General features: G+C 66.8%; 13 protein-coding genes. All 13 read left to right on the top strand.

The annotated features are described in order from the left end of the window. Positions 1-97: 97 nt before the first annotated feature. Positions 98-877: a peroxide stress protein YaaA gene (gene yaaA, locus ACW9UL_RS04670; RefSeq protein ID WP_021441935.1), complete on the top strand. Its 780-nt coding sequence runs from the start codon at positions 98-100 to the stop codon at positions 875-877. A 682-nt stretch (positions 878-1559) separates the two neighbouring features. After that, positions 1560-2870 carry a GDP-mannose 6-dehydrogenase gene (gene algD, locus ACW9UL_RS04665; RefSeq protein WP_457789206.1) on the top strand — a complete coding sequence of 437 codons (1311 nt, stop codon included), beginning with the start codon at positions 1560-1562 and terminating at the stop codon, positions 2868-2870. Positions 2871-2917: 47 nt separating this feature from the next. After that, entirely contained in the window at positions 2918-4399 is a 1482-nt protein-coding gene (locus tag ACW9UL_RS04660; protein ID WP_457789204.1) for a glycosyltransferase family 2 protein, read from the top strand. A gap of 26 nt (positions 4400-4425) precedes the next feature. Then, the gene (locus ACW9UL_RS04655; protein ID WP_021441932.1) at positions 4426-5589 is read left to right on the top strand and encodes an alginate biosynthesis protein Alg44; all 1164 of its coding nucleotides are present in this window, start codon (positions 4426-4428) and stop codon (positions 5587-5589) included. 4 nt (positions 5590-5593) lie between these two features. Next, complete coding sequence (gene algK / locus ACW9UL_RS04650) at positions 5594-6979, top strand: alginate biosynthesis TPR repeat lipoprotein AlgK (RefSeq protein WP_457789202.1); 1386 nt, start codon at positions 5594-5596, stop codon at positions 6977-6979. Positions 6980-6993: 14 nt separating this feature from the next. Then, positions 6994-8445, top strand: coding sequence for an alginate export family protein (locus ACW9UL_RS04645; protein WP_457790910.1), 1452 nt, complete (start codon positions 6994-6996; stop codon positions 8443-8445). Positions 8446-8456: 11 nt separating this feature from the next. Beyond that, positions 8457-10016: a mannuronan 5-epimerase AlgG gene (gene algG / locus ACW9UL_RS04640; protein ID WP_457789200.1), complete on the top strand. Its 1560-nt coding sequence runs from the start codon at positions 8457-8459 to the stop codon at positions 10014-10016. An 11-nt stretch (positions 10017-10027) separates the two neighbouring features. Further along, positions 10028-11458, top strand: coding sequence for an alginate O-acetyltransferase (locus ACW9UL_RS04635; protein WP_457789198.1), 1431 nt, complete (start codon positions 10028-10030; stop codon positions 11456-11458). An 8-nt stretch (positions 11459-11466) separates the two neighbouring features. After that, entirely contained in the window at positions 11467-12537 is a 1071-nt protein-coding gene (locus tag ACW9UL_RS04630; RefSeq protein ID WP_457789196.1) for a mannuronate-specific alginate lyase, read from the top strand. A 119-nt stretch (positions 12538-12656) separates the two neighbouring features. Next, positions 12657-14108 carry an MBOAT family O-acyltransferase gene (locus tag ACW9UL_RS04625; RefSeq protein WP_457789194.1) on the top strand — a complete coding sequence of 484 codons (1452 nt, stop codon included), beginning with the start codon at positions 12657-12659 and terminating at the stop codon, positions 14106-14108. A 13-nt stretch (positions 14109-14121) separates the two neighbouring features. Then, entirely contained in the window at positions 14122-15255 is a 1134-nt protein-coding gene (locus ACW9UL_RS04620) for an alginate O-acetyltransferase (protein ID WP_457789192.1), read from the top strand. 25 nt (positions 15256-15280) lie between these two features. Further along, the gene (locus ACW9UL_RS04615) at positions 15281-15928 is read left to right on the top strand and encodes an alginate O-acetyltransferase AlgF (protein WP_021443310.1); all 648 of its coding nucleotides are present in this window, start codon (positions 15281-15283) and stop codon (positions 15926-15928) included. 211 nt (positions 15929-16139) lie between these two features. After that, positions 16140-17573: a mannose-1-phosphate guanylyltransferase/mannose-6-phosphate isomerase gene (locus ACW9UL_RS04610; RefSeq protein ID WP_457789188.1), complete on the top strand. Its 1434-nt coding sequence runs from the start codon at positions 16140-16142 to the stop codon at positions 17571-17573. Positions 17574-17616 lie beyond the last annotated feature (43 nt).

The following is a 17616-nucleotide window of genomic DNA, read 5'->3' as shown; positions in this document are numbered from 1 at the left end:
GCGCTGCGGTCGCTGTCCTGACTCAATCGCCCCTATAGGTGGTCTTGCCCGGCCCCAGCTTCTAGAATCGCCGCCAGACTTTCAGGAGCAGATGTCCATGCTGATGGTGATTTCACCGGCCAAGACCCTCGACTACGAGACCCGGCCGGCCACGCCGCGCTTCACCCAACCCGAACACCTCGACCACGCCCAGGAACTGATCGAGCAGCTGCGCGACTTCAGCCCGGCGCAGATCGCCGAACTGATGCACCTCTCGGACAAGCTCGCCGGCCTCAACGCCGCGCGCTTCGGCAGCTGGCAGCGGCCGTTCAATCCGTCCAACGCCAAGCAGGCGCTGCTGGCATTCAAGGGCGACGTCTACACCGGGCTGCATGCCGAGGACTTCTCCGAGGACGATTTCGACTTCGCCCAGGCCCACCTGCGCATGCTCTCCGGCCTGTATGGCGTGCTGCGCCCACTGGACCTGATGCAGCCCTATCGCCTGGAGATGGGCACCAAGCTGGTCAACGGCCGCGGCAAGGATCTCTATGCCTTCTGGGGCGAGCGCATCAGTGGCTGGCTGAACGAGGCGCTGGCCGCCCAGGGCGACGAGGTGCTGCTCAACCTGGCGTCCACCGAGTACTTCGGCGCGGTCAAGCGCAAGGCGCTGAAGGCGCGGATCATCGACACCGAGTTCAAGGACCTGAAGAACGGCCAGTACAAGATCATCAGCTTCTACGCCAAGAAGGCCCGCGGCCTGATGGCGCGCTACGTGATCAAGGAGCGCCTGACCAACCCCGAGGGCCTCAAGGACTTCGACTACCAGGGCTACCGCTACTCGGCCGAGCATTCCAAGGAAGACAACCTGGTGTTTCTGCGCGACCAGCCGCAGGACTGATCCTCACCTCGCGGCCCGGCGCCCTGCCCGGCCGCCTCCTCTGCCGCCGCAGCGACTGGCCGTCCAGGCCAGGCGCAGCGCTGGCCATCGAAGCCGTGGCGCCCCCACGAACCTTGGTTCCCGCCAACAAAACCCGCACGCCTTGGCAATTTCGACGCCGGCCTGTTTTAGCGCGAACCATTGCCCGCCATTAGTTACCCGCTAGTTGCACGCCAATTAAACTGCAAAGTGCCATCGTGCAATTTGCAAGTTGCCATTAATTTGCGATCAATTAATCGTTCAGCTTGCGTTCAGGAACAGGACGAACGGTAGGAACTATCGCAAAAGTCATGCACTCATACAGCCCGTAACACATTTCAATACATAACTTTCTTGCCTTTTTAAACTGCCACCATGCGAATCAACCTTCGCTGGGCGGTTTCGCCCGGAAGAAAGTAGACGGGCCACCAGAGGGAGATAGACACCCGCGTAAGAGTACCGAAACAGAGGCCTCCACTCGGGCCGCACAGACAATACCCAAGGGCCACCACTTTATATAAAGGCCCACATTTGGCGCCACTTCCGGTGCCCTACCCTACTTATGCCTGAAGGAACTTGCTGACGCACAAACAGCAAGTTCGCAGAACAGTTTTGGCCAATTGGCCAGTATTTGAAAACGCATCGAACGGACGAGGTGAATACCATGCGAATCAGTATTTTCGGTTTGGGTTATGTGGGCGCCGTGTGCGCCGGTTGTTTGTCGGCCCGCGGCCACGAGGTGATTGGCGTGGATATCTCCGCGCACAAGATCGAGCTGATCAACAACGGCAAATCGCCCATCGTCGAACCCGGCCTGGAGGAACTGCTGCAACAGGGCCTGCGCCAGGGTCGCCTGCGCGGCACCACCGACGTCGCCGCCGCCGTGCTGGAGAGCGACGTGTCGTTCATCTGCGTCGGCACGCCGAGCAAGAAGAACGGCGACCTGGAACTGAACTACATCGAAGGCGTGTGCCGCGAGATCGGCTACGCCCTGCGCGACAAGCCCGGCCGTCATACCGTGGTGGTGCGCAGCACGGTGCTGCCGGGTACCGCGAAGAACGTGGTGCTGCCGATCCTCGAGGATTGCTCCGGGAAGAAGGCCGGGGTCGACTTCGGCCTGGCGGTCAACCCCGAGTTCCTCCGCGAGAGCACCGCGATCAAGGACTACGACTTCCCGCCGATGACCGTGATCGGCGAACTGGACAAGGCCTCCGGCGACCTGCTGGCCAGCATCTACGGCGAGCTGGACGCGCCGATCATCCGCAAGGACATCGAAGTCGCCGAGATGATCAAGTACACCTGCAACGTCTGGCACGCGGCCAAGGTCACCTTCGCCAACGAGATCGGCAACATCGCCAAGGCGGTCGGCGTCGACGGCCGCGAGGTGATGGACGTGATCTGCCAGGACCACAAGCTCAACCTCTCCAAGTACTACATGAAGCCCGGCTTCGCCTTCGGCGGTTCCTGCCTGCCCAAGGACGTGCGCGCGCTGAACTACCGCGCCGGCAGCCTGGACGTCGAGGCGCCGCTGATCGGCTCGCTGATGCGCAGCAACGCCGCCCAGGTGCAGAAGGCCTTCGACATCATCGCCGGCCACGACTCGCGCAAGGTCGCCCTGCTCGGCCTGAGCTTCAAGGCCGGCACCGACGACCTGCGCGAGAGCCCGCTGGTGGAACTGGCCGAGATGCTGATCGGCAAGGGCTATGACCTGGGCATCTACGACCGCAACGTCGAATACGCCCGCGTCCACGGTGCCAACCGGGACTACATCGAGTCGAAGATCCCGCACGTGTCCTCGCTGCTGGGCAGCGACCTCGACGCGGTGATCGCCAAGGCCGACATCATCGTCCTCGGCAACGGCGACGAGCGTTTCGCCAAGCTGGCCGCGCAGGCACCCAGCGGCAAGCGGGTGATCGACCTGGTCGGCTTCATGCCACACGCCAGCAATGGCGTGGCCGAAGGCATCTGTTGGTAAGGCCAAGCGTGCCCGCGCGCCCTGCGCGCGGGTACCGAGAGACGCATATGGACAAGCTCAAGAACGGCCTCAACCACGCCAGCGGCTGGCTGCTGTACCTCAGCGCGCTGATGCTGCTGGCACTGGCCCTGCCACGCACGGTGTTCGACCCCGAATCGCGGGACTTCCTCCTGCTGATCGGCATCGTCGGCATCTGGCGTTATTCCATGGGCGCCGTGCATTTCGTGCGCGGCTGCCTGTTCCTCTACCTGGTGTACCCCTGGTATCGCCGCAAGGTGCAAAGACTCGGCAAGGATGCCGACCCCTCTCATGTCTTTTTGCTGGTGACCAGCTTTCGCATCGACGCGCTGACCACCGCCATGGTCTATCGCTCGGTGATCCGCGAGGCGATCGACTGCGGCTACCCGAGCACCCTGGTGTGTTCGATCGTCGAGCTGTCCGACGAACTGCTGATCAAGACGCTCTGGGCCCAGGCCCAGCCGCCGGCGCACGTCAAGCTGAACATCGTGCGCATTCCCGGCACCGGCAAGCGTGACGGCCTGGCCCACGGTTTCCGCGCCATCTCCCGGCAGCAGCCGGATCGCGATGCGGTGGTGGCGGTGATCGACGGCGACACCGTGCTCGAGCCGGGCGTGGTGAGCAAGAGCGTGCCCTGGTTCAAGCTGTTCCCCAACGTCGGCGGGCTGACCACCAACGAGTTCTGCGAGGTGCGCGGCAGCTACCTGATGAGCGAGTGGCACAAGCTGCGCTTCGCCCAGCGCCACCTCAACATGTGCTCGATGGCCCTCTCCAAGCGCGTGCTGACCATGACCGGGCGCATGTCGGTGTTCCGCGCCAGCGTGGTGACCGACCCCGAGTTCATCCGCGACGTGGAGAGCGATCACCTCGAGCACTGGCGTCTGGGCCGCTTCCAGTTCCTCACCGGCGACGACAAGTCCAGCTGGTACAGCCTGATGCGCCTGGGCTACGACACCTTCTACGTGCCGGATGCGGCGATCAACACGGTCGAGCATCCGCCGGAGAAGAGCTTCATCAAGGCCAGCCGCAAGCTGATGTTCCGCTGGTACGGCAACAACCTGCGGCAGAACTCGCGCGCCCTGCGCCTGGGCCTGAATCGCCTCGGCGCCTTCACCAGTCTGGTGCTGCTGGACCAGCGCGTGTCGATGTGGACCTGCCTGCTCGGCCTGTGCGTGGCGATCATCGCCAGCATCAAGTACAGCCTGATGTACCTGTTGATCTACCTGCTGTGGATTGGCAGCACGCGCCTGGTTCTGACAGTGCTGCTGATGCTCTCCGGCCACCGCGTCGGCCCGGCCTACCCGGTGCTGCTCTATTACAACCAGATCGTCGGCGCCCTGGTGAAGATCTACGTGTTCTTCCGCCTCGACCAGCAGTCCTGGACGCGCCAGAACACCAAGCTCAACCGCGGCCTGTCCAGCTTCGCCAACTGGTTCAACAGCTGGTCGTCGCGCGCCATGACCTTCTCTGCCTCCTGTGTATTCATCGCCGCGCTGTTGGCGCTGGTATGACCGAACTCGAATAGGAACTAGCCACCATGAACTCAGTCGCCAACCTCAACGTCGTCCATGAGTCCGAGGCCCAGCGCCAGCACGCTCGGGTCAAGCTGCCCGGACGCCTGCGCTACAGCAATGCCCAGCGCGAACGCATCGACGTGCGCCTGCTGGATGTCTCCGCCGGCGGCTTCAGCTTCGCCAGCGAACGCACCGCACACAAGGTCGGCGACTTCCATCGCGGCCAGCTGCAGTTCCAGCTCGACAGCCTGGTGCTGGGCCTGGACATGGATTTCCAGGTCTGCTCGGTGCAGCCCGAACAGGGCCGCGTCGGCTGCCAGTTCCACAACCTCGGCACCCGCGAAACCGCCGCCCTGCGCCACCTGATCAGCGCCCACCTGGCCGGCGAGCTGGTCAACGTTGGCGAGGTGCTGCACATCCTCCAGCGCGAGAACTTCACCAAGGCGCGCAAGAACGGTGCCGGCGGCGGCATGGGCCTGTTCGGCCGCCTGCGCGCGGTGACCTTCAGCACCGCGATCTTCCTCGTCGGCCTGGCCGCCTTCGGCTACATCGGCAAGTCGATCTACGGCCTGTACTTCGTCACCCACGCGCAGTCGGCGCAGATCAGCCTGCCGGCGCTGCAGGTGACCATGCCGCGCGAAGGCAGCGTGCAGAGCCTGGTGCAGCCCGACGGCATCGTCGAGAAAGGCGCACCGATCGCCACCTTCACCACCAGCATGCTGGAGATGCTCAAGGGCCATCTGGGCGAGGAGCAGCTCGAGCCGAGCCAGATCGAGGCACTGTTCAGCCGCGAGATGCAGGGCACCCTGACCAGCCCGTGCAACTGCAAGATCGCCCGCCAGCTGGTGGCCGACGGCCAGTTCGCCAGCAAGGGCGACGTTATCTTCGAACTGGTGCCGCAGGACGGCATCGCCACCGTCAGCGCCAGCTTCCCCTACCGCCACCTGGAACAGGCGCGCCCGGGCACCCCGGTGAGCTTCAAGGTGGCCGGCGAAGACCAGCCGCGCCGCGGCGAGATCGTCAGCAGCAGCCTGCACGACGGCGGCCTGTCCGCCGACATCCGCGTGCAGATCAAGCCCGAACAGACCCTGCCCGCCAGCCTGGCCGGCCAGCCGGTGGACGTGGTCATCGACCGCGGCCCGTCGCTGAGCTGGCTGGTCGACCGGGCCATCGCCGCCGGACGTTAACGCCATGTCTCTGCCTCTTCTCCGCCCCGCCCTGCTCGGCCTGGCCGTGAGCGCCGCCCTCGCCGCCCTCGCCGGTTGCGCCGGCCTGCCCGATCAACGCCTGGCCCGCGAGGCGCTGCAGCGCGGCGACCAGCAGACCGCCGAGCGGCATTTCCGCCAGCTCGCCGAGCTGGGTTACGACGAAGCGCAGATCGGCCTGGCCGACCTGTATGTCGCCAACGGCCAGCCGCAGGACCTGGCCGAGGCCGAGCGCGTCTATCGCCAGGCCCTCGACGGTTCGCCGCGGGCCAAGGCGCGGCTCGGCAAGCTGCTGGCGCGCAAGCCCGGCAGCAGCTCCGCCGAGCGCCAGGAAGCGGCCGAACTGCTGGAGACCGCCAGCCGCGCCAGCGAGCCCGGCGTGCTGCTGCCGCTGACCGAGCTCTACCTGTTCTACCCACAGGACTTCCCCGCCATGAACCTATCGCAACGCATCCATGACTGGCGCCAGCAGGGACTGCCGCAGGCCGAACTGGCGCAAATCCTCGTCTACCGCAGCGACGGCAGCTACGACCAGCACCTGGGCGAAATCGAACGCATCTGCCAGGCCGGCCTGGCGGCGAACGACGTCTGCTACGTCGAGCTGGCCACGGTGTACCAGAAGCAGGGGCGCGAAGAAGAACTCGACGCCCTGCTCAAACAGCTGATGGTCGGCTACCGCGCCGGCCGCGTGTCGCCCAACCGGGTCGACGCCGTGGCCCAGGTGCTGGCCGATGCCGAAGTCGGCCAGCCGCAGCCCGGGCGAGCGCAGGAGCTGCTCGAAGCCATCGCGCCGCAGCATCCGGCCGCCTGGGTCAGCCTGGCGCGGCTGCTCTACGACTACCCGCAGCAGGGCGACAGCGAGACCCTGCTCGGCTACCTGGACAAGGGCCGCGACGCCGCCCTGCCGCGCGCCGAGCTGCTGCTCGGGCGCCTGTACTACGAAGGCAAGCTGCTGCCGCAGGAGCCGAAGAAAGCCGAGGAGCACCTGCGCAAGGCCGCGCCCAGCGAGCCCAGCGCCAACTACTACCTGGGGCAGCTCTACCTGCGCGGCTACCTCGGCGAGGTCTACCCGCAACAGGCGCTCGATCATTTGCTCAGCGCCGCCCGCGCCGGCCAGCTCAGCGCCGACTTCGCCCTGGCGCAGATGTTCAGCCAGGGCCGCGGCGTCAAGCCCAACCCGGTCAATGCCTATGTCTTCAGCCAGCTCGCCCTGCCGCGCAACACGCCGCAGACCCACGAGCTGGCCCATGCCATCGCCCAGCGCCTGACCCCGGCGCAACTGGCCGAGGCCCAGCGCCTGCTGCAAGAGGAGCGCGAGGCGCGTGGCAACGCCTGGCGCGAACAGAACAGCCTGCAGGCGAGCCAGCCATGAACAAGGACACCCGTATGCAGTTCAATCGAATCGTCAGCCAGCTCGGCCTCGGTGCCAGCCTGCTCGCCGCCGGCACCGCCTGGGCGACCGACAACCAGACCGACTTCGGCCTGGACATCAAGATCACCGCGCAATCGGAAGACGACCGCGACCTCGGCACCCGCGACGGCGGCGACGTCAACGGCATCGGTCTCGATCTGCGCCCCTGGGCCTATGCCCAGCGCGGCGACTGGAGCGCCTTCGCCATGGGCCAGGCGGTGACCGCCACCGACACCATCGAGACCGACCCGCTGCAGCGCGCCGGCGACGACGGCGAAACCGCCGCCAGCAGCCGCAGCGACGCGCGCCAACCGGACGACAGCTACCTGGCCCTGCGCGAGTTCTGGGTCGACTACAGCGGCCTCACCGCCTACCCCGGCGAGCGCCTGCGCTTCGGCCGCCAGCGCCTGCGCAGCGACGAAGGCACCTGGTGGGACACCAATATCGAGGCCCTGCACTGGCGCTTCGACAGCACCCTGCTGCAGGCCGATATCGGCGTCGCCGAACGCTTCTCCGAGTACCGCACCGACCTCGACGAGCTGGCCCCGGAAGACGAAGACCGCCGCCACTACTTCGCCGGCCTCGCCTACCAGTGGACCCCGGGCCACCGCATCGGCGCCAAGCTGCACCACAGCCGCGACGACGGCAGCCTGCCCAGCGTCGGCGAGCGCATCGACGAGCTGAGCAAGCGCCATACCGGCGACCTCACCTGGTTCGGCCTGCACGCCGACGGCGGCTTCTTCGAGCGCAACTCACGCAACCGCCTCAACTACTGGGCGCAGATGACCTGGCTCAAGGGCGACACCGACCAGCTGCAGCAACAGATCGTCGGCGATGAACGCCTGGCCAGCGGCTCGCGTAGCCAGGACGTCGACGCCTGGGCGGTGGACCTCGGCCTGCGCTACAGCCTCGACGAGCACTGGAAGATCGGTGCGGCCTATGCCCGCGGCAGTGGCGGCGGCGATGAGGACGAGTCGCGCCAGTTCATGCAGACCGGCCTGCACAGCAACCGCGCCAATTTCACCGGCGTCGAATCGCGCCTGCACCGCTTCGGCGAGGCCTTCCGCGGCGAGCTCTCCAACCTGCAGGTGGCCAGCGCCTTCAGCTCCTGGCAACTGGGCCAGGACTACGACGCCAGCCTGGTCTACCACCGCCTGTGGCGCGTCGACGGCGACCAGGACATCGGCGACAGCGGCGTCGACGCGTCGCTGGTGGCGGGCGAGAAGGACGTCGGCCAGGAGGTCGACCTGGTGCTGACCCGCTACTTCAAGCAGGGCCTGCTGCCGGCCTCGGTGGCGGAACGACTCGACGAGCGTTCGGCCCTGGTGCGTCTGCGCGGCGGCGTGTTCCTGCCCGGCGACGCCTATGGCCGCGGCACCGACTCGGTGATGCACCGCGCCTTCGTCGACTTCATCTGGCGCTTCTAAGGAGAGATCCCATGCCACGCAGGATCAACAAGCGCCTCGCCTTCTGCCTGCTCGGCGCAGGCGCGCTGCTCGGCGCCGTGCAGCTGGCCGCGCCGCCGGCGCTCGGCGCCGAGAGCGAGCACCAGTTCGACTACCGGGTGCGCAGTGCGCCGGCCGAGCCGCTGCACCTAGAAGCGCCGACGCTGCCGGATCTGTCCGGCTACACCATGGACGCCGTGCTGGCCAAGATTCCGCGCCAGGACAAGGGCCGCGTGGCGGTGCGGCGCATGCTGCGCCAGGACGCGCTGAAGGACTTCACCGGCGGCAACGAGCGCCTGCGCGAATGGGTCAAGCGCCAGCAGGGCATGCCCCAGGCGATCTTCATCGAAGGTGGCCTGGTCACCGCGCAGGACCTGGCCAAGGCCCTGCCCGCCAGCCAGTTCGAAGAACAGCAGCCGGGCGTCTACATTGCCCGCCTGCCTATCGTGGTCGCCCAGGGCGCGACCCTGCACGTCGGCAAGGAGACCCGCGAGCTGCGCCTGTCGCAGGAACGCGGCGCCTTCCTGGTCAACGACGGCCTGATGTTCCTCACCGACACCCGCGTCACCGCCTGGCGCGAGGCCGACAAGGGCCCGGCCACCCTGCGCGACGACGGCAAGGAGTTCCGCCCCTTCCTGGTGTCCTGGGGCGGCAGCGAGCTGTACATCGCCGGCAGCGTGCTGACCAGCCTGGGCTATTCGAATTCCAAGTCCTACGGGGTGTCGATCACCCAGTACACGCCGAACATGCATGCCCGCCTCAAGCGCGAGGAGCCGACCGGCTGGCTGATCGATTCGGAGTTCGTCGACCACTGGTACGGCTTCTACTGCTACGAAGCGCAGAACGTGGTGATCAAGGGCAACACCTACCGCGACAACATCGTCTACGGCATCGACCCGCACGACCGTTCGCACGGCCTGATCATCGCCGAGAACAAGGTGTTCGGGACCAAGAAGAAGCACGGCATCATCATTTCGCGCGAGGTCAACGACAGCTGGATCATCAACAACGAGAGCCATGACAACAAGCTCTCCGGGGTGGTCATCGACCGTAACAGCGTCGGCAACCTGATCGCCTACAACCGCGTGCACGGCAACCATGCCGACGGCATCACCATCTACGAGAGCGGCGACAACCTGCTGTGGGGCAACCAGGTGCTGCGCAACCAGCGCCACGGCATCCGCATCCGCAACAGCGAGAACATTCGCCTGTACGACAACCTCGCCGCGCTCAACGAGCTGACCGGCGTGTACGGCCACATCAAGGACCTGTCCGATACCGACCGCGACCTCAAGCTCGACCCCTTCGACACCAAGGTGTCGATGATCATCGTCGGCGGCACCCTGGCCGGCAACGGCTCCAGCCCGATCAACATCGACTCGCCGCTGTCGGTGGAGCTGTACCGGGTCAAGCTGATCGCCCCGCGCAAGAGCAACGGCATCCAGCTCGCCGGCATCCTCGGCGAAAAACAGGAACAGATCCTCGACCTGCTGGTGCGCCAGCGCCAGCCCGTGCTGATCGACCCGATCGATCCCGAGCAGATGACCAATTGACGAGGCCCACCATGATCGTTTCTCCGCTCAAATCCCTCGCCCTGGCCGTGGCCTGCGCCGCCGCCTCCGGTGCCCTGCAGGCGCAGGAGCGCCAGGCGCCGCAATACCAGGTCGAAGACTGCTGCTCGCTGTGCCCCGCCGCGCACGACGCCAGCCGCTACACCAGCAACTACATGAAGAACTTCATCACCCTGATGGACGCCGAGGAAGGCTGGCTGTTTCGCAGCGTGGAAGACCTGCGCACCGAGTTCGGCACCAGCGAAGCCGGCTACCAGCGCCTCAAGGAACTGCGCGACGGCCTCAAGCAGCGCGGCGTGGAATTGGTGGTGGTCTATCAACCGACCCGCGGCCTGGTCAATCGCAGCAAGCTCAAGCCCGCCGACTACCAGCGCTTCGACTACGACAAGGCGCTGGCCAACTACCGCCAGGCGCTGACGCGCTTCGAGCAGCTGGGTATCTGGGTGCCAGATCTGACCCCACTGACCGACGAGGACAGCGACCAGGCGTTCTATTTCCGCCGTGACCAGCACTGGACGCCCTACGGCGCCGAGCGCACTGCGCGCCTGGTGGCCGAGACGGTCAAACGCATCCCCGGCTTCGAAGATATTCCGCGCAAGGAGTTCGTCACCCAGCGCGTCGGCCTGATGGGCAAGACCGGCACCATGCAGAACGTCGCCAGCCAGCTGTGCGGCACCGGCTACGCGGTGCAGTACGTCGACCAGTTCGTCACCGAGCCGAAGGACGCCAGCGATGGCGACGCACTGTTCGGCGAGGCGAGCAGCCCGAAGATCGCCCTGGTCGGCACCAGCCACAGCGGCAAGAACTACAACTTCGGCGGCTTCCTCGAACAGCACCTGGGCGCCGAGGTGCTCAACGCCGCCTTCGCCGGCGGCGGCCTGGAAGGGGCGATGCTCGAGTACCTGGGCAGCGAGGCGTTCCAGAAGGATCCGCCGAAGATCCTGATCTGGGAATTCTCGCCGCTCTACGACCTGGCCTCGGACAAGATCCACCGCCAGCTGATGGCCACCCTGAACAACGGCTGCAGCGACCAGAGCGCCCTGCTCAGCGCCGAGACGCGCCTGCGCCCGGGCAGCAACGAGGTGCTGGTCAACGGCGAGAATCGCCTGCTGACCCTGGCCGGCACGCGCCATCAGCTCGACCTGCGCTTCAGCGATCCCTCGGTCAAGCGCGTCGACGCCACCGTCTGGTACCTCAACGGCCGCCGCGAGCAACTCAAGCTGGAGAAACCCGACACCGCCGACACCGACGGCCGTTTCGCCTTCGAGCTGCGCGACGAGCCGGGCTGGGGCGAACAGAACTTCTTCGCCCTGGAAATCCAGAAACCCGAAGACAGCGCCGACGACCTCAAGGTCGAGGCCAGCCTGTGCCAGCGCCCGAGCGGTGCCGGCCAGCAGGTGGCCCGCCACGAGCCCAGGAGTTGAGGTTGCCCATGAAGCGATTCGCCCCCGCCCTGCTCGCCAGCCTGCTGTTCGGCGCTCCGGCCTTCGCCGCGCTGCAGCCGCCGCCCGGCTACCTGGCGCCGGTACGGCAGCAAGGCGGCCAGGCGCCCAGCTGCCCGGTGACGCCTGCGCCCTACACCGGTGCGCTGCAGTTCACCAGCAAATACGAGGGTTCAGGCAGCGCCCGCGCCACGCTCAACCGCCAGGCGGAGCAGAACTTCCGCGCGCAGACCGCGCCCATCACCCGCCTGGAAAAGGAAGCCGGGCGGATGATCACCGGCTATATGCGCACCGGTCAGCAGGGACGCCTGGACTGCGCCATCGACTGGCTCGACCAGTGGGCCAGCGCCGATGCGCTGGCGTCCGAGCAGTTCAACCACACCGGCAAGTCGATGCGCAAATGGGCGCTCGGCAGCCTGGCCGGCGCCTGGCTGCGCCTGAAGTTCTCCGCGTCGCAACCGCTGGCCGCCTACCCGCAGCAGAGCGCGCGCATCGAAGCCTGGTTCGTGCGTCTGGCCGAGCACACGGTGCGCGAGTGGAGCGACCTGCCGCTGAAGAAGATCAACAACCACAGCTACTGGGCCGCCTGGTCGGTGATGGCGGTGGCCGTCATCGCTGACCGCCGCGACCTGTTCGACTGGTCGGTGGGCCAGTTCCGCGTCGCCGCGGGTCAGGTCGACGACCAGGGTTACCTGGCCAATGAGATGCGCCGCAGCCAGCGCGCCCTGGCCTATCACAACTACGCTCTGCCGCCGCTGGCGATGATCGCGGCCTTCGCCGAGGCCAACGGCGTCGACCTGCGCGGCGAGAACCAGGGCGCCCTGCAGCGCCTGGCCGAGCGCGTGCTGCAAGGCGCGCGCGACCCGGCGGCGTTCGCCCAACGCAGCGGCGCCAAGCAGGACATGAGCGAGCTGCGCAAGGACTACAAGTACGCCTGGCTGGCGCCTTACTGCAGCCTCTACGCCTGCAGCGAACAGACCCGCGAACTGAACCGGACGATGGGGCCGTTCAACAGCTTCCGCCTCGGCGGCGAGGTAAGCCAGGTATTTGAAAGCCCGTAGGCGCGGCTTGAGCCGCGAATTTCGCGGATAAGTTCGCGCCTACGGGACGCAGCAAAACAAACCCTCCGCTCGCGGGGGGAAAGGGGGGCGCTGCCCCGGCTATTTTCGGAGAAGCCCGGATGGTCTTTTCATCCAACGTCTTTTTGTTCCTGTTCCTGCCGATCTTCCTCGGCCTGTACTACCTGTGCCCGAATCGCGGGCGCAATCTGCTGATCCTGGTCGGCAGCTACACCTTCTATGCCTGGTGGCGAGTGGACTTCCTCCTGCTGTTCGCCGCGGTGACGCTGTGGAACTACGTCTTCGCCCTGCGCATCCAGGCCCATGCCGGCACCGAAACGGCACGCCGCTGGGTGGTGGCCGGGGTGGTCGGCAACCTGGCCACGCTGGGCTACTTCAAGTACGCCAACTTCGGCGTGGCCAATATCAACGCCCTGCTCGAATCCTTCGGTCTCGAGCCCTTCGTTCTCACCTCGGTGATCCTGCCGATCGGCATCTCCTTCTACATCTTCCAGTCGATCAGCTACCTGATCGACGTGTACCGCCGCGACACCGAACCGACGCGCAACCTGATCAACTTCGCCGCCTTCATCGCCCTGTTCCCGCAGCTGATCGCAGGCCCCGTGCTGCGCTACAAGGACCTGGCCGACCAGTTCACCGAGCGCAGCCACAGCCTGGACAAGTTCAGCGAAGGCGCCACGCGCTTCATGCAGGGCTTCGTCAAGAAGGTGTTCATCGCCGACAGCCTGGCGCCGCTGGTGGATCACTGCTTCGCCCTGGAAAACCCCAGTACCGGCGACGCCTGGCTGGGCATGATCGCCTACACCGCACAGCTCTACTTCGACTTCTCCGGCTACAGCGACATGGCCATCGGCCTGGGCCTGATGATGGGCTTTCGTTTCATGGAGAACTTCAACCAGCCCTATATCAGCCAGTCGATCACCGAGTTCTGGCGGCGCTGGCACATCAGCCTGTCGACCTGGCTGCGCGACTACCTCTACGTGCCCCTGGGCGGCAACCGCCACGGCACCTTCAACACCTACCGCAACCTGTTCCTGACCATGCTGCTGGGCGGTTTCTGGCACGGCGCCAACTGGACCTTCCTGATCTGGGGCGCCTGGCACGGCACCTGGCTGGCCATCGAACGGGCGCTCGGCGTGAAAGCCGCACCGATTGTGTTCAACCCGCTGAAATGGGCCTTCACCCTGCTGCTGGTGATGCTCGGCTGGGTGATCTTCCGCGCCGAGAACCTGGAGGTGGCCGGGCGCATGTACGCCGCGCTGCTGCCCTTCGGCGACTGGCGCCCGAGCGAGCTGACCCTGGCGCAGATCAGCGGGCTGCAGATGGTCACCCTGGCGCTGGCCTGGGTGGTGATCGCCGTCAACGGCGCCCGTCAGTTCCTCGCCAGCCGCAGCCAGGAGCCGGGCCTGACCCTGGCCAGCGCCGGTGTCGCCCTGCAGGCCGTCGACCTGCGCCTGCTGGCGCTACGCGGTGCCCTGCTGCTGCTGTTCTGCGCCTCGCTGCTCAAGCTCTCCGCGCAGAGCTACTCCCCCTTCCTCTACTTCCAGTTCTGAGCGGAGGTCATCCATGAATCGCCCCGTCACTACCCTCTACGTCGCGCTGTTCAGCCTGCTGCTGGTACCCACCAGCCTGCTCGCCCTCGGCGGCCTGGCGGACTACCGGCCGCCCGCCGAACCGCGCGTGCTTGACGGCAGCCTGGCCAAGAGCCTCGAGCGGCACTACGACGAGCACTTTCCGCTCAAGCAGGTCGGCATCAACCTGTGGGCGGCCCTGGAATACCTGGCATTCGGCGAAGGCCGCGCCGGCCTGGTGATCGGCCAGGACGGCTGGCTGTATTCGGACGAGGAATTCGACCCGGTGGTCGATGCTCAACGCCAGCTGCGCGACAACCTGGCGCTGATCCGTGGCGTGCAGCGCCAGCTGCAAGAACGCGATATCCAGCTGCTGCTGGCCATAGTCCCGGCCAAGACCCGCCTCTACCCGGAGCACACCGGCGCCCATCAGCCCAGCGCCCTGCAGCGCAGCCTCTACCCGCGCTTTCATCGCGCGGTGCGCAATGCCGGGATCGCCGCGCCGGATCTGCTCGGCCCGCTGCAGGCGGCCAAGAGTGAGGCGCCGATGTTCCTGCGCACCGACACCCACTGGACGCCGGAAGGCGCCGAGGTCGCCGCGCGCGCCCTGAGCGAGGTGGTGCGCAGCGCCCTGCAGCTGCGCGGCGAGCCGCAGGAGTTCGTCACCGAGACCCTGGAAACCCGCGCGCACCAGGGCGACCTGACCCGCTTCCTGCCGCTCGGCCCGCTGTTCGAGAGCCTGCTGCCGAGCGCCGACCGCCTGCAACTGCGCCAGACCCATGCCGCCGGCGGCGACGGCGATGCGCTGTTCGCCGAGACCGACCTGCCGGTGGCGCTGGTCGGCACCAGCTACAGCGCCAACCCGGCCTGGAACTTCGCCGGCGCGCTGCGCCAGCACCTGCAGCGCGACCTGGCCAACCACGCCGAGGAAGGCGGCGGCCCGCTGGTGCCGATGCTCAAGTACCTGCAGAGCGAGGAGCTGAACAACGCCCCACCGCAGCTGGTGATCTGGGAGTTCCCCGAGCGCTACCTGCCGATGACCAGCGATCTCACCGACTTCGACCCGCAATGGCTCGCCGCCCTGAAAGACGGCGGCGAGCGCCAGGGGCTGGCTGCCGCCAGCCACTGATTCATCCCCCAAGGAGGACTATCCGATGAACACTCAAACCACCCTGCGCCGCTTCACCCTGGGCGCCTGCGCCCTGGCCCTGGGCCTCGGCATGTTCCAGGCCCAGGCCGACGACGGCGCCCTCTACGGGCCCAAGGCACCCAAGGGCTCGGCCTTCGTTCGCGCCTACAACGCCGGCAACGCCGAGCTCGACGTCAACGTCGGCGAGGTGCAGCTCAAGCGGGTCGCACCGCTGGGCTCCAGCGACTTCGAGTACCTGCCGGCCGGCAGCTACCAGGCCCAGGTCGGCAACGCCCGGTTGCCGGTGCAGCTGCAGGCCGCCCACTACTACACCCTGGTCAGCCAGACCGGCAGCGCGCCGCGCCTGGTCGAGGAACCGGCGTTCAGCAACAAGCAGAAGGCGCTGCTGCGCGTGCAGAACCTCAGCGACAGCCCGCTCAGCCTGAAGACCGCCGACGGCAAGACCGCGGTGGTCGCCGATGTGCAGCCCGACGGCCGCGGCGAGCGCGAGATCAACCCGGTCAAGGTCGGCCTGGCGCTGTTCGAGGGCGAGCGCAAGGTGGCCGACCTCAAACCCGTGACCCTGGAGCGCGGCGAGGTGGTCAGCCTGTTCGTCACCGGCGCCCAGGGCAAGTTGGCACCGGTGTGGGTCAAGCGCCCCATCGACGGTTAAGGAAACTCTGAAATAGCCGTCATTCCCGCGCAGGCGGGAATCCAGAGCCTGCGTAGTCCCTGGGCTCCCGCCTTCGCGGGAGTGACGATAAATGGCTTTTTCAGAACTTCCTTAAGGCAACGAGTTTTTTCGAGAACAAGGAAAACGGCGGGCACACGCCGCACCACATGACGCTGGAGCACCTCATGACCCTCATCTCAGGAGACACACCATGACCCCGATCATCCTTTCCGGTGGCAGCGGCTCGCGACTCTGGCCGCTCTCGCGCAAGCAGTATCCCAAGCAGTTCCTCGCCCTCACCGGCGAGCACACGCTGTTCCAGCAGACCCTGCAGCGCCTCTCCGTCGAGGGCATGCAGCCGCCGGTGCTGGTGGCCAACCTGGAGCACCGCTTCATCGTCCAGGAACAGCTGCAGCAGATCGGCCAGCAGGCGCAGCTGCTGCTGCTCGAACCCTTCGGCCGCAACACCGCGCCGGCGGTGGCCATGGCCGCCCTGCAGCTGATCGCCGAGGGCCGTGACGAGCTGATGCTGGTGCTGCCGGCCGACCACGTTCTGGACGACCAGCAGGCCTTCAGCCAGGCCCTGGCGCTGGCCACCGTGGCCGCCGAGAAGGGCGAGATGGTGCTGTTCGGCGTACCGGCCGACCGCCCCGAGACCGGCTACGGCTATATCCGCGGCGGCGTCGATGCGCAGCTGCCGGACGGCGTGGCGCGGGTCGCCCGCTTCGTCGAGAAGCCCGACGCCGAGCGCGCCGCCGAGTACGTGGCCAGCGGCGACTACTACTGGAACAGCGGCATGTTCCTGTTCCGCGCCAGCCGCTTCCTCGAGGAGCTCAAGCGGCACGACGTGGACATCTACGACACCTGCCTGCTGGCCCTGGAGCGCAGCCAGCGCAAGGACGCGGAAATCAGCATCGACCCGGCCACCTTCGCCTGCTGCCCGGACAACTCCATCGACTACGCGGTGATGGAGAAGACCACCCGCGCCTGCGTGGTGCCGCTGGCCGCCGGCTGGAACGACGTCGGCAGCTGGTCGTCGATCTGGGAAGTGCACGACAAGGACGCTGCCGGCAACGTCACCAAGGGCGACGTGCTGCTCGAGGACAGCCGCAACTGCCTGGTGCACGGCAACGGCAAGCTGGTCTCGGTGCTCGGCCTGGACGACATCGTCGTGGTGGAAACCAAGGACGCCATGATGGTGGCGCACAGGGACCGCGTGCAGGACGTCAAGAAGCTGGTGGGCAGGCTCGACGCCCAGGGCCGCAGCGAGACCCAGAACCACTGCGCCGTGTACCGCCCCTGGGGCTCGTACGACTCGGTGGACATGGGCGGGCGCTTTCAGGTCAAGCACATCACCGTCAAGCCGGGGGCGCAGCTGTCGCTGCAGATGCACCACCACCGCGCCGAGCACTGGATCGTGGTGTCCGGCACGGCCAAGGTGACCTGCGACGACCGCGAGTTCCTGCTCACCGAGAACCAGTCCACCTACATCCCGATGACCTCGGTGCACCGCCTCTCCAACCCGGGCAAGATCCCGCTGGAGATCATCGAGGTGCAGTCCGGCACCTACCTGGGCGAGGACGATATCGAGCGCCTGGAGGACGTCTACGGCCGCAGCGATGCCGCGGTCATCAGCGCACATTGAGCCGCCGTAGTCCGGACGCAATCCGGGGCCCCGCCGCCGAGCC

It is taken from the genome of Pseudomonas sp. PL-6, assembly GCF_054110165.1.
The sequence above is the reverse complement of the archived record's forward strand: the minus strand, read 5'-3'. Positions and strand labels throughout refer to the sequence as shown.